At 67.1% G+C, this 14,643-nt stretch carries 12 protein-coding genes and 2 pseudogenes; all 14 read right to left on the reverse strand.

Annotation, left to right across the window (positions count from 1 at the left end):
* Window positions 1-41: 41 nt before the first annotated feature.
* A complete protein-coding gene (locus ROSELON_RS15965) occupies window positions 42-905 on the reverse strand; it encodes an outer membrane protein assembly factor BamD (protein ID WP_025313307.1) in 864 nt (287 codons plus the stop codon).
* Window positions 906-1,106: 201 nt separating this feature from the next.
* Window positions 1,107-2,024, reverse strand: coding sequence for a UDP-3-O-acyl-N-acetylglucosamine deacetylase (lpxC, locus tag ROSELON_RS15970; RefSeq protein WP_025313308.1), 918 nt, complete (start codon window positions 2,022-2,024; stop codon window positions 1,107-1,109).
* Window positions 2,025-2,294: 270 nt separating this feature from the next.
* Window positions 2,295-3,968: pseudogene (ftsZ, locus tag ROSELON_RS15975) on the reverse strand (cell division protein FtsZ).
* A 189-nt stretch (window positions 3,969-4,157) separates the two neighbouring features.
* Window positions 4,158-5,492 carry a cell division protein FtsA gene (gene ftsA / locus ROSELON_RS15980; protein WP_025313309.1) on the reverse strand — a complete coding sequence of 445 codons (1,335 nt, stop codon included), beginning with the start codon at window positions 5,490-5,492 and terminating at the stop codon, window positions 4,158-4,160.
* Window positions 5,489-6,391 (reverse strand): cell division protein FtsQ/DivIB, encoded by a 903-nt coding sequence (locus tag ROSELON_RS15985; RefSeq protein ID WP_025313310.1) that lies wholly within the window; start codon window positions 6,389-6,391, stop codon window positions 5,489-5,491. Before ROSELON_RS15985 ends, ftsA begins: the two co-directional genes overlap by 4 nt.
* On the reverse strand, window positions 6,379-7,314 hold the full coding sequence (locus ROSELON_RS15990) for a D-alanine--D-alanine ligase (RefSeq protein WP_025313311.1): 936 nt from the start codon (window positions 7,312-7,314) through the stop codon (window positions 6,379-6,381). Before ROSELON_RS15990 ends, ROSELON_RS15985 begins: the two co-directional genes overlap by 13 nt.
* A gap of 57 nt (window positions 7,315-7,371) precedes the next feature.
* Window positions 7,372-8,337, reverse strand: coding sequence for a UDP-N-acetylmuramate dehydrogenase (gene murB / locus ROSELON_RS15995; protein ID WP_025313312.1), 966 nt, complete (start codon window positions 8,335-8,337; stop codon window positions 7,372-7,374).
* A gap of 64 nt (window positions 8,338-8,401) precedes the next feature.
* The gene (locus ROSELON_RS16000) at window positions 8,402-8,674 is read right to left on the reverse strand and encodes a DUF2484 family protein (RefSeq protein WP_025313313.1); all 273 of its coding nucleotides are present in this window, start codon (window positions 8,672-8,674) and stop codon (window positions 8,402-8,404) included.
* 5 nt (window positions 8,675-8,679) lie between these two features.
* On the reverse strand, window positions 8,680-8,913 hold the full coding sequence (locus tag ROSELON_RS16005; protein ID WP_025313314.1) for a hypothetical protein: 234 nt from the start codon (window positions 8,911-8,913) through the stop codon (window positions 8,680-8,682).
* Window positions 8,897-10,324: a UDP-N-acetylmuramate--L-alanine ligase gene (murC, locus tag ROSELON_RS16010; RefSeq protein ID WP_025313315.1), complete on the reverse strand. Its 1,428-nt coding sequence runs from the start codon at window positions 10,322-10,324 to the stop codon at window positions 8,897-8,899. Before murC ends, ROSELON_RS16005 begins: the two co-directional genes overlap by 17 nt.
* On the reverse strand, window positions 10,321-11,424 hold the full coding sequence (locus tag ROSELON_RS16015) for a UDP-N-acetylglucosamine--N-acetylmuramyl-(pentapeptide) pyrophosphoryl-undecaprenol N-acetylglucosamine transferase (protein ID WP_025313316.1): 1,104 nt from the start codon (window positions 11,422-11,424) through the stop codon (window positions 10,321-10,323). The genes murC and ROSELON_RS16015 overlap by 4 nt, the downstream gene beginning before the upstream one ends.
* Complete coding sequence (locus tag ROSELON_RS16020) at window positions 11,421-12,593, reverse strand: peptidoglycan glycosyltransferase FtsW (protein ID WP_025313317.1); 1,173 nt, start codon at window positions 12,591-12,593, stop codon at window positions 11,421-11,423. Before ROSELON_RS16020 ends, ROSELON_RS16015 begins: the two co-directional genes overlap by 4 nt.
* Window positions 12,594-12,716: 123 nt before the next feature.
* The gene (locus tag ROSELON_RS16025) at window positions 12,717-13,100 is read right to left on the reverse strand and encodes a VOC family protein (RefSeq protein ID WP_025313318.1); all 384 of its coding nucleotides are present in this window, start codon (window positions 13,098-13,100) and stop codon (window positions 12,717-12,719) included.
* 48 nt (window positions 13,101-13,148) lie between these two features.
* Window positions 13,149-14,550: pseudogene (gene murD, locus ROSELON_RS16030) on the reverse strand (UDP-N-acetylmuramoyl-L-alanine--D-glutamate ligase).
* Window positions 14,551-14,643 lie beyond the last annotated feature (93 nt).

A 14,643-nucleotide genomic window follows, 5' to 3' on the forward strand; every position in this document is an offset into this window, starting at 1 on the left:
CATTGGGCCAAGAGCGGGCGAGCGCAAGCCCGCCCTGCCCCTTACAACCAGTCGCCCCGCACGGTTTGATCCCAGACCTCACGCAGCCAGCCCTCGCCCGCGGCCTCGTCGGTCAGGCCCTGACCCGTCAACTGGCGGAACGCATCATCATAGAAGGGCGAACCGCGGAAGTTGTAGCCCAGGATCGCGCCCGCCGTCTGTGCCTCGTCCGTCAGGCCGAGGGCCAGATACGCCTCGACCAGACGCAGCAACGCCTCTGGCGTGTGGCTGGTGGTCTGGAATTCCTCGACCACGACGCGGAACCGGTTGATCGCGCTGGTGTAATGCTGACGCCGCAGATAGTAGCGCCCGACCTCCATTTCGCTGGCGGCCAACTGGTCGAACGCCAGATCGAAACGCAGCACGGCATCCTGCACATACTCGCTATCGGGGTAGCGTTCGATCACGTTGCGCAACTCCTGCAAGGCCAGGAAGGTGATGCCCTGATCGTTTCCGATCTGGTCCATCTGATCGTAATAGCTGAGCGCGAGGAGGTATTGGGCATAGGCCGCATCCTCGTCAGCCGGGTAGAAGTCGAGATAGCGTTGCGCGGCAAGGCGCGCATTCTCGTAATCCTCGTCCTGATGATAGGCGAAGGCGGCCATGATCAGCCCGCGCTTGGCCCATTCGGAATAGGGGTGCAGGCGTTCGACCTCGGCAAACATCACCGCCGCGTCATCGGCATTGCCGGATTCCAGCTCGAATTCGGCCTGCTGATAGATCGACTGGGCGTCCAGATCCTCGAGCGGGACCGTGCTGTTGCGCGCGGCAAACGGGTTGATGCCCCCCAGCATTCCGCCGTCGCCGCCCCCGCCGCAGGCCGCAATGGCCGCCACGGCGGCACCAAGCGTGGCGCGCCGCGCCATACGTGTCAGGGTGGAGGGCTCAATCAGCTGCATCCGCGCAATCCCCAAAGGTCTGCCTCTGTTTCGTGGCGCCGTGACGCCAGATCGGTCGCAGGCGGTCTAGCACAATCCGTTTTGAGGCAAAACGCTTGAAATTCCGTGCGGCCATATGGGGCAGATCGTCACCGGGTGGATGCCCCCGCGATCCGGCGTCAGGCGCGGTCAGGCGACATGGGCCAGATCGGCCACCTTGACGCCCACGCCCGGCAGACGCGACGCGATCGTGGTGTCGCATGGAACCACACGGATGGCGCCCGGGGCCGCGAAAAGCGCGCGCAGGAGGCGGTTGGTCAACATATGGCCGGCCCGCTCGCCAGTATAGCGGCCAAGGATCGGCGCACCGGCAAGGTAGAGATCGCCGAGCGCATCGAGCATCTTGTGGCGCACGGCCTCGTCCGCGTGGCGGAACCCGCCGGGGCTGATCACGATGTCGCCATCGACCACCACGGCGTTGTCATAGGTCCCGCCCAGGGCCAGACCGGCGGCATGCATGGCATCGACATCGGCTTGGCGGCAGAATGTCCGGCTGTCGCAAAGCTCGCGCACGAACCGGCCATTGGCCAGATTGGCCACGCGGCGCTGACGGCCGATTGCGGCGTCGGTGAACTCGATGGCGAAATCCATCTCGAGCCCCTCGGCCGGGTCAAGACGGGCGAAGGCCGCGCCGTCGCGCACCTCGATCGCACGCGTCACGGCGAGGGCATGGACCATTGCCGCCTGCTGCTGGATCCCCGCATCGAGGATCGCGCGCACGAAGGGCGCGGCCGACCCGTCGAGGATCGGCACCTCGGGCCCGTCGACTTCGACTAGGGCATTGTGAATGCCGCATCCCGCCAGCGCGGCCATGACATGTTCGACGGTCGATATCTCGGCCCCGTCCTCGCCCACCAGTTTGGTGCAAAGACGGCTTTCGGGAACCCGATCGTACCGCGCGGGGATCAGGCCCGAGCCGGGCAGATCGCTGCGCCGAAACCAGATGCCCATGTCGGCCGCCTGTGGATGGATCGCCATCCGCACCAGACGACCTGTATGAAGCCCCGTTCCCCGGAAGGTGATTTTACTGCGAATGGTTGCCTGCATCGCTTGGTTCATCCCTCGTGTCTGGCCCGGCTGCCTTGTCTATCGCAGGCGGCTTCATGGCCCGAAATCGCAAGCCCTTCGGCTCGTCAATCTTGTCGATGCAATGGGGGTACAAGCCGCCCGAAAAAGAGACAATTCAAGGTTTATGACGGCTTGCAACAATCCCAAACCCGGTCGGCAGGAACCCGCCGAAAACCCATTAACTTACTGTAAGAAAAAAGAAAAAGGACCGGCACAAGGTCGGCCTTACTGTTGCAGATATGTCCCGGATCAATTGGCTTGGCGACGCAGGAAAGCCGGGATCTCAATGCGCTCCTGCTCGGGGTCGACGGCCGTCTCCTCCTCGCGCAGGGGCTGGGGTGCGCGCGCCGGTTGCGGGCGCGGGGCCTGCATGCGCGGCTGGGGGCGTCGCTCGGGCTGGGCCGGGGCCTCCACCTCTTCGGAATGGCCGGTCATGCGGTTGATCAGGTGTTGATGCCGAAGCGCGATTTGCCATGTGCTTCGGGCGCGCTCTGCGCCGGTGCGCCACGACGCGCCGGCTCGCCCGCACGGGGCGAGTCCTTCTGGATCGCCGCGCGCAACCGGGCCAGCGCCTCGGGCGTCGGGGCACCGGCGGGGGCCGGTTTCGGGGCGATGTACTCCGACCCGTCTTCGACCGCGCCAAGACCGGCGTTGCGCTCGACTGCTTGTGGTGCCGGCGTCGCCGCAGGACGCGGCGCGGGGCGATAGGCCGGCGGGGGGACATCGTCCTCGTCCAGCGCTGTCGGCTCGGGGGCCTCGTCCCGCGGATCGGGCGAGAAAGCCTCGAAAAAGCGAAGGTTCGGGATGCGCCTCGGTCAGGTCCGGCGTTTCGGCGGGTTCGGGCTCGACCTCGGTCGAAACCTCGGCCGGCGCCGCCGCCCGTGCGGGGGCGGCACCGCTGCGATAGGATGCGGCCGCATAGCTTTGGCGGGCGGGGTCCTGTGCGGCCTGTTCGGAGACGTCGATGCCGGTGGCCACGACGCTGACGCGCATCTGGCCCTCCATGCTTTGATCCAGCGTCGAACCGACGATGATGTTCGCCTCTTCGTCCACCTCGGCCCGGATGCGGTTGGCGGCCTCGTCCAGTTCGAACAGGGTCAGGTCGTAGCCGCCGGTGATGTTGATCAGAACGCCGCGCGCGCCTTTCAGGCTGATCTCGTCGAGCAGCGGATTGGCGATGGCCTTTTCAGCGGCCTGGATCGCGCGGCTCTCGCCCTCGCCCTCGCCGGTGCCCATCATGGCCTTGCCCATCTCGTTCATCACCGCGCGCACGTCGGCGAAATCGAGGTTGATCAGACCCGGGCGCACCATCAGGTCGGTCACGCCCTTGACGCCCTGGTAAAGGACATCGTCAGCCATCGCGAACGCCTCGGTAAAGGTCGTCTTTTCATTGGCCAGCCGGAACAGGTTCTGGTTGGGGATGATGATCAGGGTATCGACCACCTTTTGCAGCTGCTCGATGCCTTCGTCGGCCTGGCGCATCCGCTTGGTGCCCTCGAACTGGAAAGGCTTGGTCACCACGCCGACCGTCAGAACGCCAAGCTCGCGCGCGGCCTGCGCGATGATCGGGGCCGCCCCGGTGCCGGTGCCGCCGCCCATGCCGGCGGTGATGAAGGCCATGTGCGCGCCGGCCAGGTGATCGACGATTTCCTCGATCGACTCTTCGGCCGCGCTGGCGCCCACGGCGGGCCGCGCGCCGGCGCCCAGGCCCTCGGTCACGCGGGCGCCCATCTGCACCTTGCCGGTGGCCTTGGATTGGGCCAGGGCCTGCGCATCGGTGTTGGCGACCACGAATTCGCAGCCATCCAGCGCCTGGTCGATCATGTTGTTGACCGCGTTGCCGCCCGCCCCACCGACGCCAAAGACGGTGATGCGCGGTTTCAGTTCCTGCCGCGTGTCGGGCATGGTGAGATTGAGTGTCATCGCTCTGTCCGCCTGTGTTTCCAATGCGACCCCGGTCTTGCGCCGGTTGGCCCTTTCTGCCTCGAATTGACGAACATGCTACCCAAGTCCCGCGCGCGCGTCACGCGGAAATTTGGCCAGAATGGCGAAATATGGGGCGAAAATCCGCCGATTTCGCGGGATTTTGGGGGTGCCCACCAGATGCGGTGGTCACCAGTTGTCGCGGAACCACTTGACGGCGCGTTTCAGGCTGCGAGCGGGGTAGCGATCGGCGGGCGTTTCGAAATCCCACCACTCATCCTGCGGGTAGGCCGCAAACAGTGCCAACCCGACCGATGCCGAAAAGGCCGGACCACAGGTCGATTGCGGTAGCCCCTGTACCCGCAGCGGGCGGCCCAGGCGCACCTGATTTCCCAGGATGCGGCTGGCCAGACCGTCCAGACCGGGGATCTGCGACGACCCGCCCGTCAGAACGATGCGCTGGCTGGGCAGATGGTCGAAGCCGGCGGCATCGAGACGCGCGCGCACCTCTTCGAGGATCTCTTCGACACGGGGGCGCATCACGCCGATCAGTTCCGCGCGGCTGACCGTGCGACGGTCGTGATGCCAGTCGCCGGTATCGCTTTCGAGCTCGATGATCTCGCGGTCGTCCATGCCGGTGGCGATCACCCCGCCAAAGCGGGTCTTGATCCGCTCGGCATCGCAATGGGGGATCTGCAGGCCCTGGCTGATATCGGCGGTGACATGGTCGCCGCCCATGCGCACCGTATCGGCAAAGATCATGTGCTTTTTCATGAAGATCGACAGGCTGGTGGTGCCGCCGCCCATGTCGATGCAGGCCGCGCCCAGTTCCTGCTCGTCCTCGACCAGGCTGGACACGCCCGACACGTAGGGGGCACTGGCCAGACCGGCCAGTTCCAGATCGCAGCGTTTGACGCAATGCAGCAGGGTTTCGATGGCCGCCGCCTCGATGGTCAGCAGATGCATGTCCACCGACAGGCGATTGCCCACATGGCCGCGCGGATCGGCCATGCCGGTGCGATGATCCAGCGAGAAATTCACCGGCTGCGCATGCAATACCTCGCGGCCCGGCCCGAAATCCGGCACGTCGCAGGCGGCCAGGGCGCGGGCGACATCCTGATCGTGGACCGTGCCCGTGGTCAGCGCGATTTCGCCATCCAGCCCGTAACTGCGCGGGCGCGCGCCCGCAAAGGACACGATCACATGGTCGACGCGCAGCTGCGCCATTTTCTGCGCCGCCTGAACGGCCGTGCGAATGGCGCGCTCGGTCTCCTGCACGGTGTCGATCTCGCCAAAGCGCACGCCGCGCGACCGCGTCGTGTTGGCCCCGATCACCCGGAACCCCGCCTGTCCGGCCATCGCGCCCACCCCTTCGGCGGCCGCGCCGGGATCCGTCTCGTCGAACCGCAGCACAAGGCACGAGGTCTTGTAGGACCCGATATCCAGAACCGCGACGACGCCACGGCGCATCGCCTCCTGCCGCTTGGCCCGCATCGCGCGTTGAGACTGGTAGAGCAGGTTCATCCGCGTTGATCTCCGCTGAGGGGTTGAGGGTTGGGAATGCCGTCGCGCATCTGCAACAGGCCCGCCATGGCATTCGGCGACAACTGAACCGTGGGGCGGCGCGGGTTGCGCAGATCGATCCGTTCGATATCGCGCGACAGGATGTCCTGCACCTCGTCAAGGGCCAGCACCCGGTCGAGCGCGCCGCGGGCGTCGACCTCGGGCAGTTGGATGCGCGGGCCGTCCTCCAGCACCATGTCCCAGCGGCGCAAGCCCACCCGCACCAGGCCGCGCAGGCGGCTTTGCAGGGGCTCGGCCGTGGCAAACAGCGCCAGCGCCTCGTCCACGACCATGTCTGCACCTTCTCCGGCCACGATGGGCAAGGGCCGGTCGGGAACGCGATCCTCGATCGAAGCCACGAAATGTCCCTCGGCATCGATCAGGACGACACCGTCACGGGTTTGCCAGACCAGCGCGGGCACACGCTCGGACACCGTGACCGACAACACGCCGCCGGACTGAACGCGCAGATCGGCCTCGGCCACGGCGGGCAGGGCCTCGACCCGTTCGCGCAAGGTCACGAGGTCGATATCGAAGGAGGACATCGGCAGATCGAGCGCCAGCGCGCCGCGCACGTCTTCGGTGACACGGGGGCTGGCCCCCTCGATGCCCAGCAGGTTCACCCTGAACTCGGGGCGGTCTTCGATCTCGCGCCGGATTTCCTGCACACCCTCGACCAGGGCGGTGACATGCGCCTCGTCGGAAAAATACCACAGAACGGAAAATGACGCCGCAAAGGCCGGCACGCCGATCCGCAAAAACCGCCGGAAAACCGGGGTCAGCCACAAACGCTGCACCCTGTAGGTCCAGATCGAGGGCGCGGGGTCGACCCCCGTCCGGCGGCGCATCAACGGTCGCATGAGGCGTCCTCCACCATCCAGCGGCACAGCGCACCAAAGGACATCCCCTTGGCCTGCGCCTGTTCGGGCGTCAGCGAGGTGGGCGTCATTCCCGGCTGCGTGTTGGTTTCCAGCAGGATCAACCCGTCCAGACCCTTACCCTCGTCCCAGCGGAAATCGGTGCGGCTGACGCCGCGACAGCCCAAGGCGACATGCGCGCGCGTGGCGTAGTCGAGGCAGGCTTCGAAAACCTCGGACGGAACCTCGGCGGGCACCACATGGCGCGACCCGCCCGGGCGATACTTGGCGTCGTAGTCATACCACCCGTCGGTCAGGATATCGGTCACGGTCAAGGCACCGGGGTCGCCCGTGCCGGCCCCCACGACAGAGGTCGTCAGTTCGCGCCCCTTGGCGAAAGCCTCGACCATGACGTGTTCGGGCATGTCGTCAGACAGTTTCGGCGGGTCGTTCGCCCCCTCGGCCACCAGGTAGACGCCGACCGACGACCCTTCGTTATTGGGCTTCACGACATAGGGCGGGGCCATCACGTGACGGGCCATCACCTCGTCCTTGCAGCGGATGACGCTGTCGACGACGGGCAGGCCCGCGGCGCGATAGACCTCTTTCGAGCGGGTCTTGTCCATCGCCAGCGCCGAGGCCAGCACACCGGAATGGGTGTAGGGGATGCGCAGCCATTCCAGGATGCCCTGCACGCAGCCATCCTCGCCCCAGCGGCCATGGAGCGCGTTAAACACGACATCGGGGGTCAGATCGGCAAGCCGCATGGCAAGGTCGGGGCCGGCATCGACCTCGACCACGTCATAGCCCTCGCCGCGCAGCGCCTTGGCGCATTCCGTGCCCGTGCTGAGCGACACCTCCCTCTCGGCCGAGGGACCGCCCATCAGGACAACGACGCGGGAGGCTGTTCTGCCCGAACTTGCCACCACTTTTGCCTCGCATGCCGCCGGACTTGTGTCGCCCGGTCGACGTTTCTTGTTGTTCTAATCCCCGGTCTTTGCCGGGTGCCGCACCGCCGGTCGCCCAACGCGCTTGATTTCCCATTCTAGCGTCAAACCGCTGTGCTCGAAAACCCTTTTTCGGACCTGCTCGCCCAAAGCCTCGAGATCGGCGGCCGTCGCATCGCCCGCATTGATCAGGAAATTGGGATGCTTGGGCGACATCTGCGCCCCACCCAGCGTCGCCCCGCGCAGGCCGGCCTCGTCGATCACCTTCCACGCCTTGAGCTCATGCGTATCGTCCGCCTGCCCGGTCGACGAAAACCCCGCCGGGTTGCGAAAGGTCGAACCGGCGCTGCGGTCCTTGGTGGGTTGGGTCGCGTCGCGCTTGGCCAGTTGATCCTCCATCCGCGCGGCCAGCACATCGGGGTCGCCGGCGGGCGCGCGGAAGGTGACCTGCGTGACCACCGCATCCTCGGGCAGATCGCTGGTGCGATAGCCGAAGGCGACATCCTCGGGCCCGAGGGTCAGGGTGGTGCCATTGCGCAACACCACGCGGGCAGACACGAAATGATCGGCCACATACGTGCCGTAGCATCCCGCGTTCATGCGCAAGGCCCCGCCGATCGAGCCGGGGATCGTGCGCAGAAAGGTCAGATCGCGCCCGGCCTCGGCCGCGCGTTTGGCCACCTGCGCGTCCAGCGCCGCCGCCCCGGCGTGAACCAGGTCGCCCGCAATCTCGACCGCGTTGAAGCCGCGCCCCAGCCGGATGACCACGCCATCGATCCCGCCATCACGCACGATCAGGTTCGACCCCACGCCCATGGGAAAGACGGGAACGGCCGGATCCAACCCCGCCAGAAAGCCGGCCAGGTCATCCTCGTCGGCGGGCTGAAAGAACCAATCGGCCGGCCCGCCCACGCGCAGCCATGTCAGCGCCGAGAGATCGCGGTCGCGCGTCAGACGCCCGCGCGGATGCGGCATGTCGGGCCGCGGGAGGGTCGCGGTCATGTCGGTCTCTTCCCTGTCCATACGGGCTGTCTATCGCGGCAGGCGGCCAAGGGTCCAGTGCCCCTCACTCGCCATGCGGCGTTTGCGCCTCGTCCGGGCGGAAGGTTGCGCGCAGGGTCTGCGCCAGGCGGATCAGGGGCCAGCGCAGCACCGAAATGCCCGCCGCCATCAGGGCCAGACCCCACCACGGCCCCATCGACAGGGTGACGAACCCCAGCAGGGGAATGCCCGTGGCGATCAGGGCCCAGGCCGCGGGCCAGTGATACCGCGTCGGCATCATGCCGGCGAGACAGGCGCTCAGCGCCCAGAGGCAGGCGAGGATGAAAGCAATCGGCATGGGGATCAGGCCCTCCGTACCTGGTGGCGCACAAGGGCGCCGAGGGGATGGCAAACCATCGCGCGGATGGCCGCCAGAACGATCAGAACGGGGATCGCCCCGTGCTGCAATCCGAAAGAGATCAAGGGCGGGACCGCCATGACCAGCAGCGCGCCGTCACCGGCCGACACCCGGCCAAGACCTCGCCGGCGCTGCAGCGCCTCTGCGCCCGAGGGCGGTATCTCAGGGCGCGCCTGCACCGGCCTCCTGCCCCTGAGCCAGCCGTTTGGGCAGACCATGCGCCCAGGCGCTGATCGTGCCTGCCCCGAGACAGACCACCATGTCGCCCGGCCGTGCCTCGGCCCGGACGAGACGTTCGAGATCGTCCTCGGAGGTCAGCGAAAACGCGTGACGATGCCCGTGGCGGATCAGACCGGCCACCAGATCGTCGCGCGAGGCGCCCTCGATCGGGTCCTCGCCTGCGGAATACACCTCGGCGATGCCCACCACATCGGCATCGTTGAAACAGCTGCAGAACTCGTCGAACAGCGTATGCAGGCGCGTGTAGCGATGCGGCTGGTGCACGGCGATCACGCGACCTTCACTGGCCTGACGCGCGGCGCGCAAGACGGCGGCGATCTCGACCGGGTGATGGCCGTAATCGTCGATCACGGTCACGCCACCCACCTCGCCCACGCGGGTGAAGCGGCGGTTCACACCCTTGAAATTGGCAAGCGCGGCGCGGATCTCGGCCGCTTTCATCCCCAGATGCCGCGCCACCGCCACGGCGGCCAGGGCGTTGGAGACGTTGTGATCGCCGGGCATCGGCAGGCTGCAGTCCTCGATCACCTGCCCCTCGGGTTGCAGCGCGATGTCGAAATGCGCCACGCCGCCCTTGTAGGTCAGGTTCATCGCCCGCACATCCGCCTGCGCGTTGAAGCCAAAGGTGGTAACGCGCCGATCGGTGATCTTGCCCACCAGCGTCTGCACATCGGGGTCGTCGGTGCAGCAGACGGCCAGCCCGTAGAACGGGATGTTCGACACGAAATCGAGGAAGCCGCGATGCAGGTTCTCCTCGGTGCCCCAATGCTCCATATGTTCGGGGTCGATATTGGTGACGATGGCGATGGTCGCGGGCAGGCGGTTGAAGGTGCCGTCGCTTTCGTCGGCCTCGACCACCATCCAGTCGCCCTGCCCCACCCGCGCGTTCGACCCATAGGCGTGGATGATGCCGCCATTGATCACGGTCGGGTCCACCCCGCCCGCGTCCAGCAGCGTGGCCACCAGCGTCGTCGTGGTGGTCTTGCCATGGGTGCCCGCCACCGCGATGTTCGAGCGCAGGCGCATCAACTCGGCCAGCATCTCGGCGCGGCGCACCACCGGCAGGCCGCGCAGGCGGGCGCTGTCCAACTCGGGGTTGCCCGGTTTGATGGCCGAGGAGATCACGACAACCTCGGCATCCTCCAGGTTCTCGGCCCTCTGCCCGATGAAGATCCGCGCGCCCAGGGCCTCCAGCCGCTCGGTGATCTTCGACGGCTTCAGGTCCGAGCCCTGCACGTCGTATCCGTGGTTCAGCAGCACCTCGGCGATGCCCGACATGCCGATGCCGCCGATGCCCACGAAATGGATGGCGCCCAGTTGGGTCGGCAATTTGGTGACAGCGGCGTTCATGAGCGTCCTTTCAGGGCCAGGTCCTCGACCAGGGCGGCAAGGCGTTCGACGGCATCCGGAACGCCCACGCCGAGCGCGGCCGCGGCCATCTCGGCGGCCATGTCGGGTTGGGTCAGGATGTCCTCGATGGCCGAGGCGAGCGTGCCCGCAAGACCGGGCATCTCGACGATACGATCGGCACCGCCGGCCTCGACCAGTCCGCGGGCATTGGCCACTTGGTGGTTGGCCGTGGCATAGGGATAGGGAATGAGCAGCGCCGGCCGCCCTATGACCGAGATATCCGCCACCGACGACGCCCCGGCGCGGGCAATCACCAGTTGCGCCTCGGAGAGCCGCCGCGGGATATCGTCGAAAAAGGGCTCGACCTCGGCACGGATGCCGAGATCGGCATAGGCGTCACGGACGCGGTCCAGATCCTCGGGCCGGGCCTGCTGCGAGATGCGCAGATGGTGCCGCAGGCGCTCGGGCAGGGCCTTGATCGCCTCGGGCACCGCATCGGACAGAACGCGCGCGCCCTGGCTGCCGCCGAAGATCAGCAGGTTCATAGGCCAGTCGCCCGGCGGCGTGTAGGGGGCGCCGGCGCGCTCCAGCACCGCGCCGCGCACCGGGTTGCCGGTATGCACCCCCTCGACCCCGTCGGGCAGATCGGTCGGCCATGTGCCGCAGGCCACCACATCGACCCGCTTGGCAAACACCCGGTTCACCCGACCCAGAACACCGTTCTGTTCATGGATCATGCGCGGCGTCCGGGTCAGCCAGGCCGCCGCCATGGCCGGGATCGCAGGATATCCGCCAAAGCCCACCACCACATCCGGCTTTTCGCGCCGCATCCGCAAGGTGGCGCCGAGAATGCCGCGCAAAATCCGGACCGGTGCGGCCAGTTTGGCCCCCAGCCCGCCCCGCGCGAAGGTCGCCGAGGCGACCTGCCGACGCTCGACCGCGTCGGGGAAGGCGCCCGCATAGCGTGCGCCGCGCGCATCGGTCGACAGGGTTACACGCCAGCCTTTGGACACCATCGCCTCGGCCAGGGCCTGCGCAGGGAACATGTGCCCGCCCGTGCCGCCGGCCGCGATGATCAGATGGGATGCCTGCCCGTTCATGTCCTGCCGTGCCGGTTGAGAAGGAAATCACCGATTTCGCCCTGTGGGCGGGTGCGGGTGAAACACAGCAGCATGCCAACCGCAATCCCCGTGGCGATCAGCGACGACCCCCCGTAGGAGACGAAAGGCAGGGTCATGCCCTTGGCGGGCAGCAGCCGCACCGCGACGGCCAGGTTGATGAAGGCCTGCAGCGTCAGCAGGCTGACCAGCCCCGTCCCGGCCAGACGGATGAACGGGTCGCGTTCGCGCATCAGACGAAAGAAGCTGCGCAGCGCGATCGCGGCGTAGAGCGCGATGATCAGCAGCACCAGAACCAGCCCGTATTCCTCGGCCGCGACGGCGATGATGAAATCGGTATGGGCGTCGGGCAACGTCCATTTGACCGAGCCTTCGCCCAGCCCCGCCCCGAACAGACCCCCTTCGCGGATCGCGTCGGTGGCATAGGCCAGTTGCGTGTTGGGATCGACCTCGGCCGAGAGGAACCCGTCGATACGGCGCGCGAAATGCTCGGAATTGTGGTAGGCGACCACGCCGCCAAGGCCCACGAGCGCGAGCACGACAAACAGGATCATCATCGGCGCGCCGGCCACGAAATAGATCACCGACCAGGCAAAGACGATCAGCGCGGCCTGCCCGAAATCGGGCTGCATCGCCAGGAAGCCCACGATCATCACCGCCACGAACAGCGAGACAGATTTGCCCGGGGGGCCGCCGATCTCCTGGCTGGCGGCGATCATCCAGGCGGTGAAGACCACGAAAACGGGCTTGAGAAATTCCGAAGGCTGCAGGCTGGCGAACCCCAACGAATACCAGCGCACGGCCCCCTGGCCGTAATCGGTACCAAAGACCGGCAAGAGCGCCACCGCCGCGACCGCTGCGAAGAACCCCAGCACGCCGAGGCGGCGCACGGTCGTGGGCGACAGCATCGAGACGAAAACCAGCACGGACAGGGCCATGCCCCCGAACGCCGCCTGACGGATGACATAGTGGAACGGATCATGCCCGTTGCGTTCGGCCAGCGGCGGCGACGAGGCAAAGCCCAAAAGGATGCCAATGGCGAACAGGGCCAGAATGCACCCCAATGTCATGCGGTCGACCGTCCGCCACCACCGGGGCAGCACCGCCTCGCCGGATTGCACGATCACCGTGCCATGCGCGATTTCCGTCATGGGATTGCCCGATCCCTTGTAGTTGTCGTTGCCTGGTTCTGCCTCGTGCCCCGGTTCTGCGGGGTCTGTGCGCCAACTCTAGCCGGAATCAGGCACAGGGGCCAGCAATAACGCCCATCGCACTCAGGCTTGCGGCGGCTGCCACAGCTCCAGCTTGCGCCCGTCGGGGTCCATGATCCAGCCGAAGCGTCCATAGGGGTGCTCTTCGCGTGGCTGCACCTCGTCCACGCCCTCGGCCGCGGCGCGGGCCAGGATCGCATCCAGATCGTCGACGATCAGGTTCAGCATGAACGGCGCCGTTGAGGGCGCGAAGTAGCTGGCATCCGGGAAGGGCGCGAACACCGTCCGCGCGCCCTGCTGGAACATGGCGGCGCTGTCGCCATGCAGAAAGGCAAGGCCGCCATCCGCGTCCGGTTCCATCCCGAGAACGCGCGCATACCACGCCTTTGTCGCCTCGTGATCGGCGCAGCTGAAGAACACGCCGCCCAGTCCAAGCACCTTTGCCATGACGCCCTCCACATCGGTCGATGAGGGCATGATAGCATGGGTCCGGTCTCAACCGTCCCCCAAACGCGCCACCTGCGCGGCAAAATCCTCGCCCCGCCGTTCGAAATTGTCGTACTGGTCGAAACTGGCCGCGGCCGGGGCCAGCAGAACGGTCTCGCCCGGCTCGGCCTCGGACGCGGCGCGGGCCACGGCCGTGACCATGTCCCCGCAAACCTCGTGCGGCAGATCCCCCAGATGCAAGGCGAACCCCGCCGCTTCACGGCCTATGACATAGGCCTTCACCACATGGTCCATGGCCCCGGACAGCGCGTCCATCCCGCCGTCCTTCTCCAACCCGCCACAGATCCAGCGAATGCGCGGAAAGGCCGACAGCGCCTTGATCGCCGCATCCACATTGGTGGCCTTGCTGTCGTTGACATAGGCCACGCCGCCGATCTCGGCGATGCGCTGGCTGCGATGGGGCAGGCCCCGGAACGTGTGCAGCGCCTGCTCGATCAGCCGCGGCGACAGGCCAAGCGCGCGCGCCACGCCATAGGCGCAGGCCGCGTTCTGGTGATTATGCGCGCCCGGCAATCCGGCGACCCCGCGCAGGTCGATCGAGGCGGCCTGCCGTCCCTTGCGCGTTTCCGACAACCAACCTTTCTTCGTCACGATATCCCAACCCGCGCCGGCCAGCTTGCGGCTGGCGACTCGGATCAGGCGGGCGTCGCCATCGCCCTCGCTCAGCTGGTTGGCCAGATAGCGCCCCTCGGGGTCATCGACGCCGATCACCGCGCGGTCCGGCCCGCCTTCGGCAAAGAGCCGCCGCTTGGCCGCGAAATACCCCCCCATGCCGCCATGACGGTCCAGGTGATCGGGCGACAGGTTGGTGAAGACGGCGATATCGGGCGTCAGCGCGCGCGCCAGATCCGTCTGGTAGCTGGACAGTTCCAGAACGATCACCTCGCCATCGATCGGCGGCTCGAGATCCAGAACCCCGCGCCCGATATTGCCCGCCAATTGACAGGGCGTGCCCGCCGCGTCGAGGATATGCGCGATCAGGGCCGACGTGGTCGATTTCCCCGTTCGATCCGGTCACGGCGACCACGCGCGGCGGGGTGTCGTGATGCACCCAATCCCCCTGCCCCAGCGAGCGGAAGAACAGGCCGATATCATTGTCCACCGGCACACCCGCCTCCATCGCGGCGGCGATGGCGCGGTGCGGGGACGGGTAGAGATGCGGAATGCCGGGCGAGGTGATCAAGGCCGCCACCCCGTCGAAGGCCCCGGTTGTCATCGGGTCGACCAGCACAAAGCCTTCGGCCTCGGCGGCTGTGCGGGCGGCCTCGCCATCGTCCCAACACAGCGCTTCGGCCCCGCCGGCGCGCAAGGCGCGCGCCGTCGACACCCCCGACCGGCCCAAGCCCAGAACCATGACCTTCCGGCCGTCGAAACCCAAGACAGGGATCATCGCCCGCCCCCTTTGTTCCCAGTCGCCTCGACATAGGCGCTTGGCGATCACGATGCCAGTGCGCCGGCACCGGCAGGCATCCGGGGCGCGCCG

The organism is Roseibacterium elongatum DSM 19469, assembly GCF_000590925.1.
GTDB classification, from domain to species: domain Bacteria; phylum Pseudomonadota; class Alphaproteobacteria; order Rhodobacterales; family Rhodobacteraceae; genus Roseibacterium; species Roseibacterium elongatum.